This is a genomic window from Diaphorobacter sp. J5-51 (genome assembly GCF_001023515.1).
Lineage (GTDB): Bacteria > Pseudomonadota > Gammaproteobacteria > Burkholderiales > Burkholderiaceae_C > Diaphorobacter > Diaphorobacter nitroreducens.
In genome coordinates this window covers 1-20,563 of record NZ_JSYI01000024.1, presented here as the reverse complement: position 1 = coordinate 20,563, position 20,563 = coordinate 1, and the positions used below count along the sequence as shown (strand labels likewise).

The 20,563-nt window shown below is 59.9% G+C and carries 14 protein-coding genes and 1 pseudogene; 13 read left to right on the top strand and 2 right to left on the bottom strand.

All coding sequences use genetic code 11. From position 1 onward, the window contains the following. Nucleotides 1–12: 12 nt before the first annotated feature. From OX89_RS03150 to brxL, 13 genes are all read left to right on the top strand, one after another. Nucleotides 13–899 (top strand): YafY family protein (locus OX89_RS03150; RefSeq protein ID WP_157497282.1); only part of this gene is annotated, 887 nt, incomplete at its 5' end. 62 nt (nt 900–961) lie between these two features. Continuing rightward, the gene (locus OX89_RS03145) at nt 962–1,462 is read left to right on the top strand and encodes a BrxE family protein (RefSeq protein WP_047349525.1); all 501 of its coding nucleotides are present in this window, start codon (nt 962–964) and stop codon (nt 1,460–1,462) included. 2 nt (nt 1,463–1,464) lie between these two features. Beyond that, nucleotides 1,465–2,253 carry a DUF1819 family protein gene (locus tag OX89_RS03140; protein ID WP_047349570.1) on the top strand — a complete coding sequence of 263 codons (789 nt, stop codon included), beginning with the start codon at nt 1,465–1,467 and terminating at the stop codon, nt 2,251–2,253. Next, nucleotides 2,234–2,809: a BREX protein BrxB domain-containing protein gene (locus OX89_RS03135; RefSeq protein ID WP_004146420.1), complete on the top strand. Its 576-nt coding sequence runs from the start codon at nt 2,234–2,236 to the stop codon at nt 2,807–2,809. The genes OX89_RS03140 and OX89_RS03135 overlap by 20 nt, the downstream gene beginning before the upstream one ends. A 28-nt stretch (nt 2,810–2,837) precedes the next feature. After that, the gene (gene brxC / locus OX89_RS03130) at nt 2,838–6,479 is read left to right on the top strand and encodes a BREX system P-loop protein BrxC (RefSeq protein ID WP_047349524.1); all 3,642 of its coding nucleotides are present in this window, start codon (nt 2,838–2,840) and stop codon (nt 6,477–6,479) included. A gap of 2 nt (nt 6,480–6,481) precedes the next feature. Next, nucleotides 6,482–9,202: an ATP-binding domain-containing protein gene (locus OX89_RS03125; RefSeq protein ID WP_047349523.1), complete on the top strand. Its 2,721-nt coding sequence runs from the start codon at nt 6,482–6,484 to the stop codon at nt 9,200–9,202. Nucleotides 9,203–9,212: 10 nt separating this feature from the next. Then, nucleotides 9,213–11,105: an SAM-dependent methyltransferase gene (locus OX89_RS03120; RefSeq protein ID WP_047349522.1), complete on the top strand. Its 1,893-nt coding sequence runs from the start codon at nt 9,213–9,215 to the stop codon at nt 11,103–11,105. After that, complete coding sequence (locus tag OX89_RS03115) at nt 11,102–13,039, top strand: hypothetical protein (RefSeq protein WP_047349521.1); 1,938 nt, start codon at nt 11,102–11,104, stop codon at nt 13,037–13,039. The genes OX89_RS03120 and OX89_RS03115 overlap by 4 nt, the downstream gene beginning before the upstream one ends. Before the next feature lies 1 nt (nt 13,040). Continuing rightward, the gene (locus tag OX89_RS03110; RefSeq protein ID WP_157497278.1) at nt 13,041–13,754 is read left to right on the top strand and encodes a hypothetical protein; all 714 of its coding nucleotides are present in this window, start codon (nt 13,041–13,043) and stop codon (nt 13,752–13,754) included. After that, a complete protein-coding gene (locus OX89_RS17930) occupies nt 13,751–14,368 on the top strand; it encodes a DUF488 family protein (protein WP_084001975.1) in 618 nt (205 codons plus the stop codon). The genes OX89_RS03110 and OX89_RS17930 overlap by 4 nt, the downstream gene beginning before the upstream one ends. Next, nucleotides 14,365–14,799, top strand: coding sequence for a DUF488 family protein (locus tag OX89_RS03100; RefSeq protein WP_047349519.1), 435 nt, complete (start codon nt 14,365–14,367; stop codon nt 14,797–14,799). Before OX89_RS17930 ends, OX89_RS03100 begins: the two co-directional genes overlap by 4 nt. Nucleotides 14,800–15,997: 1,198 nt before the next feature. After that, nucleotides 15,998–17,305: a PglZ domain-containing protein gene (locus OX89_RS18800; protein ID WP_369799237.1), complete on the top strand. Its 1,308-nt coding sequence runs from the start codon at nt 15,998–16,000 to the stop codon at nt 17,303–17,305. A gap of 5 nt (nt 17,306–17,310) precedes the next feature. Then, a complete protein-coding gene (gene brxL, locus OX89_RS03090) occupies nt 17,311–19,404 on the top strand; it encodes a BREX system Lon protease-like protein BrxL (protein ID WP_047349518.1) in 2,094 nt (697 codons plus the stop codon). 116 nt (nt 19,405–19,520) lie between these two features. On the opposite strand, the gene OX89_RS03085 is transcribed toward brxL, so the two are convergent. Then, complete coding sequence (locus OX89_RS03085; RefSeq protein WP_047349568.1) at nt 19,521–19,997, bottom strand: Mov34/MPN/PAD-1 family protein; 477 nt, start codon at nt 19,995–19,997, stop codon at nt 19,521–19,523. After that, a pseudogene (locus tag OX89_RS18945) lies at nt 19,985–20,563 on the bottom strand (ThiF family adenylyltransferase); the annotation flags it as partial. The pseudogene OX89_RS18945 and the gene OX89_RS03085, both read right to left, overlap by 13 nt.

The window sequence follows — 20,563 nt, the reverse complement described above, 5'->3', positions numbered from 1 at the left end:
ATGTCGAACGANCCCAGCCACAACGCGATCGGCTCGCGTTCGTGGAGTTGCGCGTGCGCTTCGTCGGGGAGATACGCCGCCAGGACTTGGTCACCCGGTTTGGCATCCAGTCCGCCGCTGCGTCCAGGGATCTGGCGCTGTACAAGGAGCTGGCCCCCGGCAACATCGACTACGACTCCAAGGGCAAGTCCTACGTCCTGGGGCCGAGCTTTCAGCCGGTGTTCGACTTCCCCCCGGAGCGGGTGCTGTCGTGGCTGACCCAGGGCTTTGGCGACGGCGAGCCGATGCGCCTCAAGGCGTGGGTGGCCAGCGAGAGCCCGTCACGACTCACGCATCCGGATCTGGATGTGCTGGCGAGCGTGACCCGGGCGATCCACCAGGAATGTCCGCTCGGCATCGAGTACCACTCCATCTCCAGTGGCCGCACCCAGCGGGAGATTGTCCCGTTCGCGCTGATCGACAACGGCCTCCGTTGGCACGTCCGCGCCTTCGACCGGAAGTCCCAGGAGTTCCGCGATTTCGTCATCACCCGGATCAGACGCCCCGTCGTGCTCAAGGGTCAGCCAGTGGCGCCCCACGAGATGAGCGATCAAGACATTCAGTGGACCCGGATCGTCGAGCTGGAGTTGGTTCCGCATCCGGATCAACCCCGGCCGGAGATCACGGAAATGGACTACAGCATGCGAGACGGCGTGCTGCGGATGAAGCTGCGTGCCGCCACGGCCGGATACATCCTGCGCAAGTGGAGTGTGGACTGCTCCCCCGACCACAGCCTGCGCGGCCATGAGTACCGGCTCTGGTTAAGGGATCATCTCGCCATCTATGGGGTGCGCAATGCCGTGCTGGCTCCAGGGTATTCGGCGCCCGATACCGCTGGCGCCGGGGCGGAATTTGACTGAACAACGGATACCTCTGCTTGCGTCGATCGCGCCGGCAGAACCAACGAACAAAGAGAGATGAGATGAAGGAATCCTACCTATCGACATTGCTGCAAATGAGGTTGATCGTCGGCTTCCTTGGTGAGCGTGCTCAATGCGCTTGGTGGCCAACGGCGTTTTATGAAGCGTCAAGCCGGCTCTTCCTGGAGCCTGTCTTCTCTAAAACTTCCCGGCTCGCTCAGTACCACGGTGTGCTGGAGGCAGCTAGACGATTGCACGATGAGCATTTGAGCGTCGGCAGCTACCACCTATTCCGTTTGCCGGAAGAGATCGAACAAGACCTGCACGTGATGGTGCAAGGCGTTGGGGGCGAGGAACTCGCCAGCCAGGTTGCACAAAGCAAAGAGGCTGCGATGGATGCCTTGAAGCGCTTGGCCGCGACGAGCGGCACGCCCAGCGTGGGACCTACAGCAGTCGGCGGCATCAAGGATCTCGATTCCACTGACACCCTGAAGGCCATTGCTGCAGCCTACCTGTCGGCGTTCAAGCAGAACGCCAAAACGTATCCGTATCTGGTGGGGTGATCGTGGCCGACAGCAAGCCCTATACGACACAGTTACAAGCAGGCCTTGGACTCGTCAATGAGACCAAGACGCTGCTCGACCTGTGGTCGCCCGGCATGTCGGCGAACCAGCTACATCAGGCCGCGCTGGAATCGGGGCGATTCCCCACGGTCACCGCACGCCGGCTTCGCAACATCGTCGTTGAATGCTTTGCTCCGCGCTATTTGGTGGCCGGCGGCGCACCAGCCGCACACCTCAAGCGACTGTCCTCAACGATTCCAACCGCTGACCTGACGCAGCTCATGCTCGTGTTTACGAGCCGAGCGAACCCGATTCTCGGCGACTTCGTGCGGCACGTGTACTGGACGCGGTATGCCGGTGGTTACACGCATGTCACCAATGACGACGCTCGCACCTTTGTCGAGCGCGGCATTGACGATGGCAAGACGGTCAAGCACTGGTCCGAAACTACGGTTCGGCGTGTCTCCGCCTATCTGACCGGATGTTGTGCCGACTACGGAATGCTTGAACGAGGATTGCGTTCGAGCCGTCGCATTCTGCCGTTCCGCATCTCACCATCGGTGGCCGCTTACCTTGCCTACGAGCTGCACTTTTCCGGCGTCGGTGATAACGCGCTGCTGACCCACGAAGACTGGCAGTTGTTTGGCCTGGCACGGGAGGACGTGCTGGAAGAGCTCAAGCGACTTTCGCTGAAAGGGTTGCTCATCGTCCAAGCGGCGGGTGATGTGATTCGCATCAGTTGGAAACAACAAAACATGGAGGCGCTCTGCGATGTCCTCACTCAAAGCTGATTTCGACGAGTTGCGCGAGCGCATCCGCCACGGGCGCGAGCTCGGCCATGCGAGCTTCGAGCCGATCTACTACTTGGTCTTCCCGCCAGAGCAAATCCTCGAGGTGAAGCGGCAAACACCCGCTTGGGTGGCCAAACTGCACCAGGAAGGCTGGGACGTGCACACGTTCTCCATCGCCGAACAGATCTGGGCGCTGCTCAAAGACGACCCGTTCTGGTCGCTCTGCGTGATGGAAGACAAGTCAGCACCACTGGATTGGCCGCGTACCAACAAGGCGCTGGCGGACATTCTGACAGCGGATAACGGCCTGTTGAAGCGACTAGAAGATGCCCTACAGCCGCTCGAAGGCCAGCAGAACGCGTTGCTCTTGGTAACGGACCTTGAGGCACTGCACCCGTTTATGCGGATCGGTGCCATCGAGAGTCAACTCCAGGGCAAGTTTCATGTGCCGACGATTTTTCTGTACCCCGGCGTGCGAACCGGCAAGACGCGCCTGAAGTTTCTCGGCTTCTACCCGGAAGACGGCAATTACCGCTCCGTCCACGTCGGCGGCTGAACAGACAAAAGAACCCTGGGAAAAACCTATGACCATTCGCTCGCTCTTCGATCCAAGCAAGGACATCTACCGGACCATCGAGAAGGTCATCACCTATGGCGCCTCGCAAGAAGGCCGCCTCAAGGCTGAGATCTCCGAATATGTGGTCACCGAGAGTATTGAGGAGCAGTTCCGCAAGCTTCTCGATCGCATGCAGCTGGCGATGGAGTCTGGTGGCGAAAATGAGGTGGGCGTCTGGGTCTCCGGCTTCTACGGCTCCGGTAAGAGCTCGTTCACCAAGTATCTCGGCTTGGCGTTTGATGATCAGCGCACCATCGACGGCACGCCGTTCATCAACTACCTGCAAGACCGCCTGCACAAGCCACAGACCAAGGCGCTCCTCAGCACTGTAGCGAAGCGCTTCCCGGCTGCTGTGGTCATGCTAGATCTGGCCAGTGAAATGCTCGCCGGCGCCACGATGGAAGACGTCTCTACCGTCCTCTACTTCAAGGTGCTGCAGTGGGCCGGCTACTCGCGCAACCTCAAGGTTGCCGCCTTCGAGCGAATGGTCGAGAAAGACGGTCGCACACCCGAACTGCATGAGCGTATCGCCCAAGCGCTGCCAGGTGCCACCTGGGCCCGAGTGCAGAACAACCCACTGGCCATCGATGGCTTGATTCCGAAGATCGCTCACGAGATGTACCCGGCGCTCTTCCCGGAGGCCAAGTCCTTCTCGTCCAGCACCGAGGGCTTCTTTCAGTTCGAAGACCAGCGTGTGCAGGAGATGATCGACATCGTCCGCGAAAAGAGCGGCAAGCAGAACATCATTTTCATCGTCGACGAAGTCGGCCAGTACGTGGCCTCGCGCGACAATCTGATCCTTAACCTCGATGGCCTGGCCAAGAACCTCAAGCGGCTCGGCGATGGCAAGGCCTGGATCATCTCCACTGCGCAGCAGACCCTCACTGAGGACGACCCGCGCGCAGCGCTGAACTCGGACAAGCTCTACAAGCTGAAAGACCGCTTTCCGATCCAGATCGACCTGGAATCGAGCGACATCAAGGAGATCTGCTACCGCCGCCTGCTCGGCAAATCACCGGCTGGTGAGACCGAGCTCGGCAAGCTGTTCGAGGCCCACGGCCAGGCGCTGCGGCACAACACCAAGCTGCAGGACGCCAAGTACTACGACGCAGACTTCAGCAAAGAGAGTTTCACCAATCTCTACCCGTTCCTGCCGGCGCACTTCGACATCCTGCTGCACTTGCTCGGCGCGCTCGCCAAGTCCACCGGCGGCATCGGCCTGCGCTCTGCGATCAAGGTGATTCAGGACGTTCTGAAAGGCGAAGGCGGTTCCAAGGCCATGGCCGATCAGCCGGTCGGCTGGCTCGCCACCACGGTCACGCTTTACGACGAACTGGAGAAGGACATTCGTCGCGCTTTCACGTCCATCCACCAGGCGGTTGGCAAGGTCCAGATTCGCTTCCCGGATTCGCAACTGCACCAGGACATCGCCAAGTCCGTCGCCGTGCTGCAGATCCTCGGCAACCTGCCGGTGTCGGTGCAGAACGTCGCCAGTTTGATGCACCCGTCGATCACTGCAGCATCGCAGCTTGATACGGTAAAGAAAGCCGTCGAAGAGATGCTGAACGACGTGCATGTGCCGCTGGGCGAGAAGGATGGCAACCTCGTGTTCCTCAGCGAGAAGCTACGGGATATCGAGCAGGAGCGTGGCGCCATTGCGTTGCGCACCGTGGATGTGAAGCGCATTTTCAATGATGCGCTGCGCGAGTCCTTCGATCCGCTGCCCCGCGTCAGCCTCCACAGCACGATGGCCGTCGCAACGGGCCTGAAGGTCCAGGCCGGCAGCGCCATCACCAGCCTAGCCGGTGATCAGAGCACCATCCAAACCGTTGTCGAGTTGGTGCCCGCCAGCGATTACGAAACCGCCAAGAACCGGATGCTGGATGACTCCCGCAGCCGCGCCGGTCGGAATGTCATCGGGCTCTTGGCTCGCGCAAATTCCGAACTCGACGATCTGGCGAACGAAATCTATCGCTGTCAGCGCATCGCCGAACTGCACCGCAACGAGCCCGACCAAGAGGTCAAGGCCTACTGCACCGGCCAGCTCGACCGTGCTGCCAAGCTGGCGACCCAACTCCAGAGCAAGATCAAGCAAACCCTGCAAGCCGGTTCGTTTGTGTTCCGTGGCCAGGCCACGGCGGTGTCGGCACTGGATGCTGATTTGCTTGAAGCCGCCAAGAAGTTGCTCTCCGACGTGGCCGAACAGGTGTTCGATCGGTATGCCGAAGCGCCGGTACGCGCGGGAACCGACACCGCCGAGAAATTCCTCAAGGTAGCCAATCCCGCCGCCATCAGCAGTGCGCTGGACCCGCTCGGCCTGGTGCAAACCGTCGCGGGTCGTGCCTCGTTTAAGACCGACCACAAGGCGATGATCAGCATCCGCGACTACATCGACAAACGCGGTACCGTCGATGGCAAGCGGCTGCTCGACGATTTCAGCAATGATCCGTTTGGCTGGTCACCCGATACCACGCGCTACATCGTGGCCGCCATGCTCATGGCGGGTGAAATCAAACTCAAGGTATCCGGGCGTGAGGTCACGGCTGCAGGGCAGCAGGCGATCGACGCCCTGAAGACCAACAACTCCTTCAAGCAGATCGGCGTCGCGCTGCGCGATGAGCGCCCGTCCATCGAAACGCTCGGACGTGCCGCTGAAAGGCTCACCGAACTGGTGGGCGACATGGTGATCCCGCTGGAACAAGAGATCAGCAAGGCGGCGGCAAAGCACTTCCCGCGCTTCCAGCACGATTATGGTTCCTTGGCCGAAAAGCTCAGTGGCCTTGGGCTGGCAGGCAGTGACCGCATCCGCACTTTGAACCAGGACATTGCCGATGTCCTGTTCACCGACGCCTCCGACGCCCCGCAGCGCCTGGGTGCCGAAACGTCCGCCATTTACGACAACCTCAAGTGGGCCCTCGAAGTGAAGCGGGCGCTTGACAACGGGCTCGACGCCACGCTGCGCGACTTGCAAGCCCATCGCCGCGACATCGAAGCCTTGCCGGACACCGGCGTGCCAGGGGAGCTGCGTCGCGAACTTGCGGAAGACCTGGGAACCCTGTCGGAGCGCTTGGGCAAGGAGGACTTCTACAAGCACACGGCTGATTTCAATTCACAGCTCACCCATCTGAAGGGACGCGTGCGCGATGCGGTCATCACGCTCTCCGATCAGCAAAAGCTGCGTTTGAAGGAAGGTGTCGAGGATCTGCAGCGCATCCCCGAGTGGGAAGAGCTCACCCAGGAGGAGCGCGGTAACGCCGTAAACCGGCTGGACGGGCTCGCCCTGGCAGCAACGCAGGATCTGGCCGGACTCAAGAAACTGCTGGCCCGCGACTACGACATCAACAGCACCCTCGAAGATCTGAAGCGCTCCATCCAGCGCCAAGGGCAGGAACGCCTGCGCAAGCGTATGGAGGAAGAACGAGCCAAGACCGGTGAGAAGGGGCCGGCCAAGCTCACCAAGTCGATCGCTGTGCCGGTGAAGATGACCTCTGCGGCGGACATCGACTCGCTGATTCAGCAACTCCACGAAATCAAGGCTCAGCTCGCGCTGTATGCCGAGATCGAAGTGTCTCTTGTCGTGGGTGAACAGCCTGGAACAGGTGGGAGCTAAGCATGGAGCTGACCACCGAATCCAGGCAACACATCGAGCAGGTCGCTGGCGAGGCGCTCACCCAGCTCGACAGCATCGCTACGGCTGCAAAACGCAATCTGCACGATGGGCGAACGCTGGGCTCCGATGCCTTGGCGAGCGTCAATACGATGACGTCCAGTTCGGCCATCCAGAAACTGGATCAGATCAGTCAGGCCAACCGCGAGAGCTATCAGGTATTGGCAGCCGAGCCTGCGATCGCCCGTGTCGTCGTTGTGGATGAGGCAGGCGAAGAGCGCACCTATTACATCTGCCGAACCACGCCGGTTTCGGGATTCCAGAATCTGGCCAGTTACCGTGCCCCGGTCGGTCGCTTGGCCTCTTTGGCGATCGGGGCCGAGTTCACCCTGCCCAATGGCACCGTTGTCGAGGTCTTGGAGCGCACCCAACTCCGACCCGCCGCACTAGCCGATGGCTGGGATTCGCGCGACACCGTGGTGGAAGCTGAGCATTTCGGCCCACTCACCATCGAGTCGTTGCGAGCGCTACTGACTGAGGTTGCCGGAGAAGAAGTCACCGAAGACCTCCTGGGTCAACTGCTGGCCGAAGAAACCGTCAAGGCCAATATCATCGACGGCGTGCGCCGCAGCGTGATCACCAAGATGGGGCTGCGCGATCAGCCCGTTCTGGATCAGTACCAGGATGAGATCTTCCGTCTTCCCCTCGACAAGCGCTTGCTGATTCTTGGCCCGCCCGGCACGGGTAAGACGACGACCCTGATCCGCCGCCTTGGCCAGAAGCTCGACACCGCCTTTCTGGAGGAAGGCGAACAACGTCTGGTTGAAGCTGTGGCTACTGCCCAGGGCGTCTCGCACGCCAACAGCTGGCTGATGTTCACGCCCACCGAATTGCTCAAGCAGTACCTCAAGGAGGCTTTTGCGCGTGAAGGCGTTCCCGCCTCCGATCTGCGCATCAGAACCTGGCAGGACTACCGGCGCGAGCTGGCCAGAAACGCTTTCGGCGTCCTCAGAACCGCATCGGGTAGTGGCACATTTGTCCTGAAAGACAGCCTGCCAAGCCTGAGCGCAGAGGCGCTGGATCGCCCGATTCAGTGGTTCGACGATTTCAACACATGGCAGCGCAACGCCTACGTGCAAGAGCTGCATGAAGCGGCCAACATGCTCCGCGAAGCCAAGGTGCCAGAAGTCCAGAGCTTGGGCGAGCGGCTGCACAACATCCTTCCGCAAGCGGGCGATGGCGCGTTGGCGTCCACCTTCGGATCGCTGGCAGCCGAGCTCCCCAAGGTCCAGGCGCTCGTCGCCAGCCTGAAGGAAGCCTCTGACGGCAAGATCAAGGCAGCGCTCAACCTCCAGCTCAATCGCAATCGGGCGTTCCTGGATGAGTTGGCGCGCTTCATCGATGGCCTGCAGCAAGCCCAGACCACCGATGCCGACGAACAAGACGAGCTTGATGCCGATGAGGAAGAAGACACCACAGCACCGCGTACCGGTCGTGCCGCCGCGCTCAACGCCTACATGCAAGCCGTGCGTGCCCAAGCTCGGGCTGCAGCCTCAAAGCGCGCGGTCAGCAAGTCATCACGCAACGGCAAGATCATCGAGTGGCTGGCAGATCGTGGCCTGACAGAAGCCGACCGCGTCGAAGTGGGTGCGAGTCTGCTGGTGCAGACCAACGCGCGCCGCTTCGTGAACCCGGTCAAACGCTATCTCGACGGTATGCCGAAGCGCTACCGTGCGTTCCGGCGCGAACACCAGCAAGCCGGGATCTGGTATCGCAACGAAGGCTTCGAAGCCCGCGATATCCATCCGCTCGAACTGGACATTGTGCTGCTCGCCATCCTGCGCGCCGCAGGCGACCTGATCAGCCGGCCCAACGTTCAGCGTGACATCGACAGCCCCGCTTGGTCTGCGCTTCAGCCCATCCTGGGCCATTACCGCAACCAGGTCTTGGTGGATGAGGCGACAGACTTTTCGCCTATCCAGCTGGCCTGCATGGCCGCCCTGGCGCATCCACGGCTGCGCTCGTTCTTTGCCTGCGGCGACTTCAACCAGCGCCTGACCACCTGGGGTGCGCGATCCGCTGACGAAATGAAGTGGGTCTTTGCCGACTTCGACATCAAGGAGATCACCGTCTCCTACCGGCAAAGCAAGCAACTGAACGATCTCGCTCGCGCCATGATTCGTGCCGTCGGCGGCACCGAGCAGAACGTCAGCTTGCCCGCGCATGTGGACAGTGGCGGCGTAGCGCCCGCGCTCCTCGAGCACGCCACGGACACAGCAATCGTTGTCAGTTGGCTGGCAGACCGCATCCGAGAGATCGAGCGCTTCGTCGGTCAGCTGCCATCCACCGCCATCTTTGTGAATGCCGAAGACGATGTGGCACCGGTGGCTGAGGCGCTGAACGAAGCCCTGTCCGAACACAACATCCAGGTCATTGCCTGCCGCGAGGGTCAGGCGGTTGGCCAGGAAAGCAATGTGCGCGTCTTCGACATCCAGCACATCAAAGGCCTGGAATTCGAAGCCGTGTTCTTCGTGGGCATCGACCAGCTCGCCGCGCTGCATCCAGCGCTTTTCGACAAATATCTGTACGTGGGCGCCACGCGTGCGGCCACTTACCTGGGCGTGACCTGCAACGGCGCCTTGCCACCCGCCATCGAGAGCCTGCGCGCTCACTTTGGCCAGGACTGGCAAGCGCCCGAATCACTCCAAGCGGTCACAGAACAATAGGAATCGATCGATGGCATTCGACCAAATAACAAGAAACCGCCTTCAGCGCTTCGTCAACGACGCGCGTCGGGTGCTGGAAGAAGAGTTCACCCGCCAGCTGCAGAACGACTACGGCATGGACCCGAATGCGGGATCTGTCGCCGAGTTGGCCAGCCTGCGGCATATCAACGACGCCCAGCGCGAAACCGCCCGCATTCTGCGCGACACCCTGGCGCACTACACCGCCAGCGGCGATATGAACGCCACGCAGGGGCTGGGTCGCATCGTGCGCGAGCAGGCCTTCACGGTGCTCAACCGCTTAGCGGCACTGCGCATGGCCGAGGCGCGTGGTCTGTTGGTCGAATCGGTCGGCAACGGCTTTCAGGCCAAGGGCTTTCAGCTCTATGCGCGGCTCGCCGGCACCGGCCTCGGCGAAACCGGCGATGCCTACCGCGTGTACCTGTTCAGCGTGTTCGATGAGCTCGCCCAAGACCTGCCCGGTCTGTTTGACCGCTACTCACCGCAGGGCCGCCTGTTCCCGCGCGAGGCCGCGCTGCTGCAAGTGCTGAACCTGATCAACGATGCCGACATCGCCCCGCTGTGGAGCGAAGACGAAACCATCGGCTGGATCTACCAGTACTTCAACTCCAAGGAAGAGCGCAAGGCGATGCGCGATGCCAGCCAGGCACCGCGCAACAGCCGCGAGCTGGCCGTGCGCAACCAGTTCTTCACACCGCGCTACGTGGTTGAATTCCTGGTGGACAACACCCTCGGGCGTCTCTGGTTCAACGCCACGGGCGGGGCCACCGGCCTGCGCGATCGCTGCCGATACCTGCTGGTGAAACCGGACGAAACGCCACAAGCCGCCACCAAGCTGCGCGACCCGCGCACCCTCAAGCTGCTGGACCCGGCCTGCGGCTCCATGCACTTCGGCCTGTATGCCTTCGATCTCTTTGCCGAGATCTATCGCGAGGCCTGGGCTTGGGAGCAGCAGCATGGGCCCGGTTCGCTGGATGTTTCCACCCAGCCACAGGCAGCGCTCAAGCCACTGAGCCAGACCTACGAGGACGAGGCTGCATTCCTGCGCGACGTGCCGCGCCTGATCATTGAGCACAACATCTATGGCGTGGACATCGACCCGCGCGCCGCGCAAATCGCCTCGCTGGCGCTGTGGCTGCGGGCGCAGCGCGCTTGGCACGATGCGGGCGTGAAGGCCAAAGACCGTCCCTTGATTGGAAGGGGGCATGTCGTTGCGGCCATTGCACCACCAGCAGAGCGTGAGTTGCGCCAGCAGTTCGCGGCCAACCTCGATAAGCGCGATGCCGAACTGTTCGAGAAGACCCTGCAAATGCTCAAGGGGCTACCTGAAATGGGGGTGCTGCTCCAGGTTGAGCAAGAGTTGCCGAACTTAATTCGCCAAGTCTATGTGGGCAAGGGCACCGGCTTGTTTGCCCAACAGGAGCAGGAGAACTGGCTGCAGGCTGAGGCGCGGCTACGCGCGGCGCTCACCAATTTCGCCCAAGCAGCGAAATCCACATATCAAGGCCGCTTGTTTGCCCAGGATGCTCTGCAGGGCCTGCGTCTCATCGATCTGTGCCGTGAGGTGTTCGATGTGGTGGTGATGAATCCGCCTTTCGGAGCGCTGGCGGCCAATACGAAAGACCTGCTCGCCAAAGCCTACCCACGCAGCAAGAACGATTTGCTGGCCATCATGGTTGAGCGCGGGCTGGAGCTATTGCGCGCAGGTGGTCGTATAGGTGCAATCACCGCTCGAACCTGCTTCTTCCTGCCTAGTTTTTTGAAGTGGCGCGAGGAAATTGTCTTAGGCGTAGCACAGCCAGAAGTCATGGCCGATTTGGGGATCAACGTAATGGATGATGCCATCGTCGAGGCGGCCGCATACGTTCTGGAGAAGCAAAGGTGACACATTTCATTCGCGTACTAGAGTTCTCAAACAAAGAGGATGCTCTGAAGAATTTCTGTGGTTCCTTCAGGTCTGGCGAATCTGATTTTGGAATATTCTCAGTTGATGCATCTACCTTCGGATCACTTCCAAGCTCTGTCTTTGCCTATTGGATGAACCCAAGTGTTGGCGATGCGTTTTCTCGATTCAGAAATTTCGCTGAGCGTGGCTTGAAGGCACAAGTGGGATGCTCGACAAAAGACGATTTCCGATTTCTACGTTTGTGGTGGGAACTGCGGGAGCCGAGCGACAAATGGATCGACTTGGCAAAAGGGGGACGTTATTCACCCTTCTACTCAGATATTCATCTTCAGATTAATTGGAAAGACAATGCGGCAGAACTTGAGGCCGCAATTCTCAAAAAATATCCCTACTTAGGTGATTCGGCAAATTGGGTTCTACACAGGGAGAGTGATTACCTGAAACCTGGCATTACTTGGACTCGCCGAACGAAAAGTGACTTCTCACCACGATTCCTCCCTGCGGGCTGCGTATTTTCTGAAAAAGGCTTGAGCGCTTTTATTGATGGCGGCAGTAGAAAAGACATCTCTGCGGCATTGGCAATCCTTTCATCAAAGCCGTGCCGTTCGCTTATCGAAGTTCAGCTGGCCGCTGCAGATAAGTCGCAGGCTGGCGGCGTCGCTAACTCATATGAAGTTGGGATCATCAAGTCCACGCCAGCCCCTGACACGGATGCTGAAGTTACTGAGCGTCTAGCTGAACTAGCTTGTCGCGCGTGGAAGCAAAAGTTAACTCTCGATGGCATCCAGGAAAGCTCTCACGCGTTTCACTTGCCAGCAGCCTTGCGCGACCGTCTGGGCAGCTTCGATCCGCCCGCTATCGAAGCGGAGTTGGCCCGCATCCAGGCCGAGATCGATGCTATCGCCTTTGACCTCTACGGTTTTAGCGAAGAGGATCGCGCCCCGGCGCAGGCAAGCCATGCTGCGGCCCGCACGGACGATGAAGAAACAGACGCAGACGATGAAGGTGAGGACGAAGAGAACGCCGCGCTCATCGACCAGACGGCCGGCTTATTGAGCTGGGCCGTCGGCGTGGCCTTTGGCCACTTTGACTGGCGTTTGGCCACCGGCGAGCGAGCCGCGCCGCCCGAGCCCGCCCCCTTTGACCCGCTGCCCGCCAAGAGCCCCGGCATGTTGCCGGACGGCGCAGCGCCCTTCCACGCCAATGCCGGCATCCTGGTGGACGACCAGGGCCATCCGCACGACCTGGCACGTCTGATTGAAGAGGTGCTCGCCCGTGTCGAGGCTCCCGTACCGGAAGACGTGCGTCGCTGGCTACAAAAGGACTTCTTCCCCTTCCACCTGCAGCGCTACTCCAAGAGCCGCCGCAAAGCGCCTATCTACTGGCCGCTGTCCACCACGTCTGGCAGCTACACGCTGTGGGTCTATTACCCCAGTCTCACCAGCCAGACGCTGTACACCGCCATCAACGACTTCGTCGAACCCAAGCTTAAAGAAGTCGGCGCTGACGTGACGGCGCTGCGCAACAAGGCTGCGGCCCGCACGCGTGACGATGAGAAGCAGTTCGAAGCCCTGCAAGCCTTCGAGCTGGAGCTGATCGAGCTGCGCGACACTTTGCTCAAGCTCGCGCCCACCTACAAGCCCAACCACGATGACGGCGTGCAGATCAGCGCCGCGCCGCTGTGGCCGCTGTTCCGTCACAAGCCCTGGCAGAAGGTGCTCAAAGACACCTGGGCCAAGCTGGAAAAAGGCGACTACGACTGGGCGCACCTGGCCATGAACTACTGGCCGGAGCGCGTGCGCGAGAAGTGCAAGACTGACAAGTCGCTTGCGATCGCGCATGGTCTGGAGCATCTGTACGTCGAGCCCGAGGCAGCGCCGAAGAAAACTCGCGGAAGGAAAAAGGGAGAGTGAAATGAGCAGCGATGCGCCGAACAGTATTGAAACGATCGTTTGTCTGGCCAACTCAAGGAAGATTTCTGGGCGCTGTGTTGCTGGCAAGCGTACGGGCGATAACTCCTGGTTCCGCCCAATCAGCAATCGAGCAGGGCACGAAATCTCCGAGTTGGATCGTCGCTATTCGGACGGCAAAACGGCGCAGCTGCTCGATGTCATTGAGATTCCGTGCATTGAGGAACGCCCCCACGGCCACCAGAGCGAGAATGTTCTGATTGACGACAGATTCTATTGGAAGAAGAAAGGGAACGCGTCATGGGACGACGTCCTTGAATTGGTTGACCCTGCTGCGGCCCTCTGGGCGAACGGATTCAGTGCCTACTACAACCGGAACAATCGCGTTCCAGACGGACTCATCGACGAAGATGGCGGCTCCTTGCGCTTGATCGAACTGGACGAGATGGTTCTTCATGCGGGCCCTAAGGCCCCGGACTTCGGCGACATGAAACCGATCGTGCGGGCCAGTTTCAATTACCGTGGGCAGCACTACAAACTGGACGTTACCGATCCGGAGTATGAGCGCGCATGCTTGGAAAAAGGGGCTGGAGAGTATCGAATTCCTTCAGTCGTTGCATGCATCAGCCTGTCTGAGCCCCACACCAACCAGAATGGGGAGACGTTCGCGTACAAGCTCGTGGCCTCGATCATCACCAAAGAGAGAGCGGGCGGATGAGCGAACTTCTAACCATCGGACACTCTACGCATCCAATCGATGTGTTTGTCGCCTTATTGAAGCAGCATGGCGTTACGGCCTTGGCTGATGTCCGTTCGCATCCCTACAGTCGGCATTTTCCGCAGTATTCCAAAGACGCGCTTAAGAATGCGCTTGCTCAAGCGCAGATAGCCTATGTGTTCCTCGGCAAGGAGCTAGGGGCTCGAAGTGAAAACCCTGCTTGCTATCGCCAAGGAAAGGTGCAGTACGACCTGTTGGCCAAGGAACCCTTGTTTGCACAAGGTCTAGAACGTCTGCGCCAGGGCATGGAAAAGTATCAAATCGCGCTGATGTGCGCGGAAAAAGACCCGCTTGATTGTCATCGTGCAGTACTTGTCGCGCGGCGCATGTTCGAATCCGGAACGCCAGTGCAGCACATACATGCCGACGGGCATTTGGAAGAGCATCGCGCAATGGAGGCGCGAATGCTCCAGCTCCATAAGATGTCCGAAAACGACATGTTCCACACGCGCGAAGAAATTCTCATCGATGCATATCGGGTTCACGGTGAGCAGATTGCTTATCAGGATGAGGCAATGCTGCAGGAAGAACTGCGAGAAGGGGCCAAACAATGAAGGTATTTACCATCGGATTCACAAAGAAGAACGCCGAACAGTTCTTCACGCGCCTCAATCAGCCAGGCCTGGTAAGGCTGGTTGATGCTCGCCTGAACAATGTGTCCCAACTCGCAGGGTTTACGAAGAAAGATGATCTTCGCTTCTTCCTTCGCGAGATCAACCGCATTGACTATGTTCATCGGCCGGACCTCGCGCCAACCAAAGAGATCCTCGACGAATACAAGAAAAACGGGGGTGACTGGGCTAGCTATGAAAAGCAATTCATGGACTTGATGGCTCGGAGAAAAGTTGAGGAAAAGGTTCCTAAAGATCTCATTGATGGTGGATGCCTTCTCTGCAGTGAGTCGACTCCTGAACACTGCCACCGGCGGTTAGTTGCTGAATACCTGAAGTCCCGCTGGGGTGACCTGGAGATCGTGCATCTATGAGTATTGCGGAATTCATTCGAGAAAGCGTGCTGAAACCGCGCCTGAAGCACGCCGGCTGTTTGGTGGTGTACGACGCCGACAAGCGCTACCGCGAGCAGTGTTTCGACTTGGCGGCCGACAAGGTCCGGGTGGTAGATGCGTCTGAAAGCAGTATCGAAAGCCGTGAGGCGGCGCTGCTGGCGCTGCGTGAGGTGGGGCAACCCAAGGCACCGCTGGAAGGAGTCTTGATCTATGTGCCGACCAAGCGCCCGGAAACCGACGAGCAGAAGCAAGCTGATCCATTCGCCCTGTACGCAGAATGCGGCGCGGTGTTCCCGCAAGATGATGGCGACGAGTATCTGAGCCTGTGTCTGCGCGCCAGGCCGGATCACGCGACCGAGATCCGGCAAGTGTTTGCCACTTCTCCCTCTGGGCCGACCTTTGCCGTGATCGATGCCATTGGCGGCGGTGTGAGCTGGCCCCAGTTGCGAGCCACGTTGCGGGTGGAGTCGGGTCGCGAGATTCTGGCCGCACTGCTGGCCCCGAGTATCAGCCAATCCGAAGCACTCAAGGGGCAGGAAGGCTGGGTGCAAGAAGCGCGCGATTTCCTTCGCGCTACCTTGGGCCTGAGCGTGAAGACGCGCGGCAAGACGTGGTCTGCCCTGGCGGATGAACTGTGGCGCTACGTGCTGTTCAGCGAGTTTGTGTTCGATTTGCCGGTGGTCCTGCCAGACACATTGAAGGGCGTGCCGCACGCACCGATGGAAGCCAGACCCATTGTCGAGGATGTGTGCGACCGTCTGCGGAGTGACCCCAAATCACGCGCGGCATACATCGAGCGTGCCGAGGCCATTGAGGCTGAACTCAATCTGACCGATCTATGTGGTGCGATTGAAGATCTGGGTGAGCGCGACACCTTCCCCTTCGAGGAGCGGACCTTCCTTCGCACAGCGATCAAGGGCATTGTCAGCGGCGACACCGANCCCGCCACAAGAGTTCGGTATGGCTCGGCAAGGGCGAAAGCCAGGCTCAGTGGGAGTTGGTGCGGTCTGGCTTGAGCCTGGTTGAGGCCTGCGACGATTTTGAGCGCCAGCTCCCGGATCACGCCCGCTCGCAAGCTGAGTTGATCGATTTCTACCTGGGCAGCCTGCGTGAAGCAGACCGTCTGCAGCGCGAGTTTGAGCAAGCGGCGGGTGACTTCCTCGATCAGCATGGCTTGATGCATGAAGTGATCAGCCAAGCACGGGCGCGCTATCGGCGCTTGGCGGAGAAGGTTCAGGGCGTGTTTGTGAAGCACGTCGAGACGACGGGATGGCCGCCCACCGGGCGCCTGGCCAACGCCGATGCCTTTGATCGGCTGGTGGCGGATCGACTCAAGGAAAGCGGCCGTAAGGTGGCCTACCTGATGGTGGATGCCCTGCGCTATGAGTTGGGCGTTGCGCTGGAAAAGCTGCTGGCCGAGGACGGGCCGGTCGAGCTTCAAGCGGCCTATGCGCAGCTGCCGACCATCACGCTGGTGGGCATGGCGAGCTTGCTGCCTGGCGCACGCACGGGGCTGACCCTGTCGGTGGAGAACGATTCACTGGTGCCCAAGCTGGCGGGTGCGCCGGTGAGCAACGTCCCGCAGCGCATGAATGTGCTGGCCAAGCGGTATGGAGATCGTTTCGCGGAAATGCCGCTCAACGATTTTGTTCGCGGTAAACCGAAGATTGCAGAGACCGTCGATCTGCTGGTGCTGCGTTCCACGGAAATCGACAGCCAGCTGGAAAGCAACCCTGAGACGACCTTGGGGCTGATCCCCGGCACGCTCAAGCTGATCCGCGTGGCACTGCACAAGTTACGCGGCATGGGGTTCAAGGAGGCGGTCATCGTGACCGACCACGGCTTCTTCCTCAACGCGCAAGCCGAGGCCGGCGATGTGTGCGTGAAGCCCCAGGGCAAATGGCCAGTGAATGCGCATGACCGCATGATGCTGGGCGACGGCACCGCAGATGGTCACAGCTTGGTCGTCAGTGCCGAGAAGGTGAGCATTCGCGGTGATTTCACTCAAGTGGCGCTGCCGCGCAGCATGGCCCCCTATCGCTCGGGGCATCTGTATTTCCACGGAGGGGCATCCCTGGCGGAGGCCGTCGTACCTGTGCTGGTAGCTCGGCTGGATACCGCTGCCCATGCGGAATTGCGCAAGGTGGTGGTGGAGCTGAGCTACAAGAACGGCGCCAAACGAATCACTACGCGATTGCCGGTCATCGAAGTGATACTGGTGGCCGACGATATGTTCTCGCAAGACATGAACGTGGAGATCCTGCTGGAAGCGCAGGACAGCAAGGGTAATGTGGTGGGAGAGCCGCGCCCAGGCGGCGATGTGAACCCCGCGACCAGGACCGTGACCCTGATGCCAGGCCAGCGCAAACAGATTGCGCTGCGGATGGATGATGAGTTCAGAGGCAAGTTCTCGGTCAAAGCGCTGAACCCCACAACCCTGGCGGCCTACAGCAATCTGGCGCTTGAAACCGACTATACGGAGTGAGCCCTATGGACGAACTCGACCAAAAGCTGAACGCCACTTTCGACGGCAAAGTTCTTCGCAAGGACTTGCTGCATCGGATCAAGAAAGGCACCAACGTCCCGACGTTCGTCCTGGAGTTCCTGCTCGCCAAGTATTGCGCCAGCAACGACCAGGCGGAGATGGATGCCGGCATGGAGGCGGTGCTGTCCTCCTTGCAGGAGAACTACGTTCGCCCCGACGAAGCCAATGCCGCTCAGTCCAAGGTGGCCACCAAGGGCAAGCATCGCTTCATCGACAAGGTCCACGTTCGTTACGTCGAAAAGGAAAAGCGCCACTGGGCATCGCTGGAGAACTTCAACTCGCAACGCATCGCCATCGGCGAGAAGTTCTACCGTGACAACGACAGGCTGCTGGAAGGCGGCATTTGGGCCGAAGTCACCCTGGCGCACAACGACATCGATGAGGACGACTACGCGTTTTCCATCGAGGACCTGCGCCCGATCCAACTGACCCGTTTCGACTTTGACCGCTATGCGGAAGGCCGGGCAGCCTTCACTCGCGATGAGTGGATCGCGGCGGTTCTGCGCTCTGTGGGTCTGGAGCCCAGTAAGCTCTCGAAGCGCGTTCAGATGCATTTCATCGCCAGGCTGGCCGCGCTGGTGGAGCCCAATTACAACTACATCGAGCTGGGCCCGCGCGGCACTGGAAAGTCCTACTTCTTCAGCGAGTTTTCGCCCTACGCCACCTTGATCTCGGGCGGCCAGGCGACCAAGGCAACGCTGTTCTACAACAACGCGCGCCGCAAGGTGGGCTTGGTCGGCTTCTGGGACACGGTCGCCTTTGACGAGGTCGGTGGGATCAAAGTGCGCGATCCGGACACCATCCAGATCATGAAAGACTTCATGGCCAACGGGCGCTTTTCGCGCGGGGCCGAAGTCATTGCCGATGCCAGCCTGAGTTTTGTCGGCAACATCGATGTGTCTGTACAGCAGGTGGTCAATTCCAACGAGCACGACCTATTCCAACCACTTCCGCCAGAGCTCGACCTGGCCGTGATGGACCGATTCGCCGCGTACATCCCGGGCTGGGAGATGCCCAAGAACAGTAGCGAGTTCCTGACCAGTAATTACGGATTCATCACCGATTACCTGGCCGAGGCCTTCCACTACCAGTTCAAGCACACGAACCGGTACGAAGAAGTTAGCAAGCGCATCCGGCTCGGTAAGTCGATTGAGGGGCGTGACGAGAAAGGCATCAAGAAAACCGTCTGCGCTTTCTTGAAGGTCTTGCATCCGAACGGGCCACCGACCGACGAAGAGTTCGAGGAATACGTGGCCTATGCGACGGAATGCCGCCGTCGTGTCAAAGAGCAGATGAACAAGCGCAAGCCGGATGACGAGTTTGCGCGCATCAACCTGTCCTACTTCAAGGCCAGCGGTGAGGAAGTGGTGGTCTTCTGCCCGGAGTCGAAGGATGCGCCCGCGACGCAAGAACCGGCTCGTCGTCGTTTGAGCCAGGCGGATGGCCAGCCTGCTGAGGCAGTCGAAGTGCAGCCCGTCGCCCACCCGGCGCCTGCTGCAGCAGTGGAACCTCCAGTGGCGCCGATACAGGCTGCTCCGGCACCAACGGTGGTTGCTCCGTCATCGGTCGAGCTCAAGGAACAGCACTTCACCATCCTCTATGGCGATACCGGGTACAGCTATGAGTCGATCCTCGGCCCCTACCTGCAAGGCGCGAAGTCCGTCGTCATCGAAGACCCGTACATCCGGCTGCAGCACCAGATTCAGAACTTCGTGCGCTTCTGCGAGACGGTACTGAAGGCTGGCACCGTGAAGAAGATCAGCCTGATCACCGGCTACGACGACAAGACCCAGTTGGCCGACATCGCCGAAAAGCTCGATGAGCTGAAGCAAAGTCTGCTGGAGTTAGATGTCGAGCTAGAGGTGAAACTCAACCCGAACATCCATGACCGCGAAATCCGACTGGATAACGGATGGATCATCAAGATCGGGCGAGGCCTCGATTTCTACCAGAAGCCTGGGGGTTGGTTCGAGGTTGGTGCAAACGATCTGAGTCTTCGCAAGTGCCTTGAAACCAAGGTGGATATCTTTCGAGCATGAGATTTGGGGCCTGTGGTGAGCTTGTCTACAACGATTGAAGCTGCCGGACGTCCAGCGACTGCGTTGCCCGCGAGCCCGATGTCGGCACGCTGGGACGACATTGGTTTGTTGTGTCGCTATTCCACAGGGGAAAATACTGATCCTTGGCCCGAACTTGGCACCAACTCAATATACAGGGCATTTCGGCCAACAATGACAGCGAGCGTTGGTCGCTTATCCCGACGCTTGGCCGACAGACGGTTCCACTCCGATCTATCGAGGCCCGACGGGCTGGGGTTGTCTTCCGGATGGGTGTGCCATTCGCCCAAATAGCGGATGGTTCCCTGGCTCGCCGTCCATCGAGCCCGTGCAATGGCATCGTGGCCGAATGGCATTCTCTCGAACAGGTAGCGAAACCGTTTGTCCCATGCCGTAGGAACCGTTGCCTGCTCAATGAGCATGTGAGTCCCATGGACCGAGCCGAGCAGCAGCCCCCCAGCTTCGCAGTCAGAGTCACTGACCTGGACATGCTGGCGGAAGGTCTCCAGCGTGGACTTCGAAAAATGCAGCAGCGTTCTGTTGTCGTCGGCCGCCCAAGAACTCATGAACTGCATAAGGGACATTCACGATCCCGCAGCGGATCGCAATCGGGTGTGGCAAGCTGCTGGGCGCGGTCGATCAACCTGGTTCGCAACGCGGGGGAATAGACGCCGTTGACCCAATCAAGGGTCATCTCAGCGCCCAGGCTGGCAGCGTGCACCGACACCGAAGCGGGGAATGGCACGTACAAGCCCTCGCATCCATGCCCCGCCAAAATGGCAGGAAGAGGATCAATGGTAGAACGGAGCTCGCCTCTTCTGTTGCTATGCCAAAGACATCGATAGCACGCATTAGATGCTTTCGTCCTCAGGAGCGCACGGACAGCCGTTCCCGGCCCCTCGATCCAGACCGAAAGCATGGGAGTCGGAGGCGGATAGTGGCCGCACAGCCAATGCCCGAGGGATTCTTCCCCGGTGGCATCTATGAGCAGGTCCAGCTCTCCCAATTGGGCCTGCCTGACATCCACGGGCAGCGCACGAATCTCGGCGCCTGGCGTCAAGCGCTTGAGTTCCTTCGCCATAGCCTCGGCTTTGTTAGACAACAGGTCCGGAAATCCCAGGCGATGACGCCCGATGTTTTG

Excerpts from the sequence above, each read along its gene's own strand:
- OX89_RS03120 (WP_047349522.1), top strand. The coding sequence starts at position 9,213 with ATGGCATTCGACCAAATAACAAGAAACCGCCTTCAGCGCTTCGTCAAC.
- OX89_RS03110 (WP_157497278.1), top strand. The coding sequence starts at position 13,041 with ATGAGCAGCGATGCGCCGAACAGTATTGAAACGATCGTTTGTCTGGCC.
- brxC (WP_047349524.1), top strand. The coding sequence starts at position 2,838 with ATGACCATTCGCTCGCTCTTCGATCCAAGCAAGGACATCTACCGGACC.
- OX89_RS18800 (WP_369799237.1), top strand. The coding sequence starts at position 15,998 with ATGCATGAAGTGATCAGCCAAGCACGGGCGCGCTATCGGCGCTTGGCG.
- OX89_RS03145 (WP_047349525.1), top strand. The coding sequence starts at position 962 with ATGAAGGAATCCTACCTATCGACATTGCTGCAAATGAGGTTGATCGTC.
- OX89_RS03135 (WP_004146420.1), top strand. The coding sequence starts at position 2,234 with ATGTCCTCACTCAAAGCTGATTTCGACGAGTTGCGCGAGCGCATCCGC.
- OX89_RS17930 (WP_084001975.1), top strand. The coding sequence starts at position 13,751 with ATGAGCGAACTTCTAACCATCGGACACTCTACGCATCCAATCGATGTG.
- OX89_RS03085 (WP_047349568.1), bottom strand. The coding sequence starts at position 19,997 with ATGCAGTTCATGAGTTCTTGGGCGGCCGACGACAACAGAACGCTGCTG.
- OX89_RS03125 (WP_047349523.1), top strand. The coding sequence starts at position 6,482 with ATGGAGCTGACCACCGAATCCAGGCAACACATCGAGCAGGTCGCTGGC.
- OX89_RS03100 (WP_047349519.1), top strand. The coding sequence starts at position 14,365 with ATGAAGGTATTTACCATCGGATTCACAAAGAAGAACGCCGAACAGTTC.
- brxL (WP_047349518.1), top strand. The coding sequence starts at position 17,311 with ATGGACGAACTCGACCAAAAGCTGAACGCCACTTTCGACGGCAAAGTT.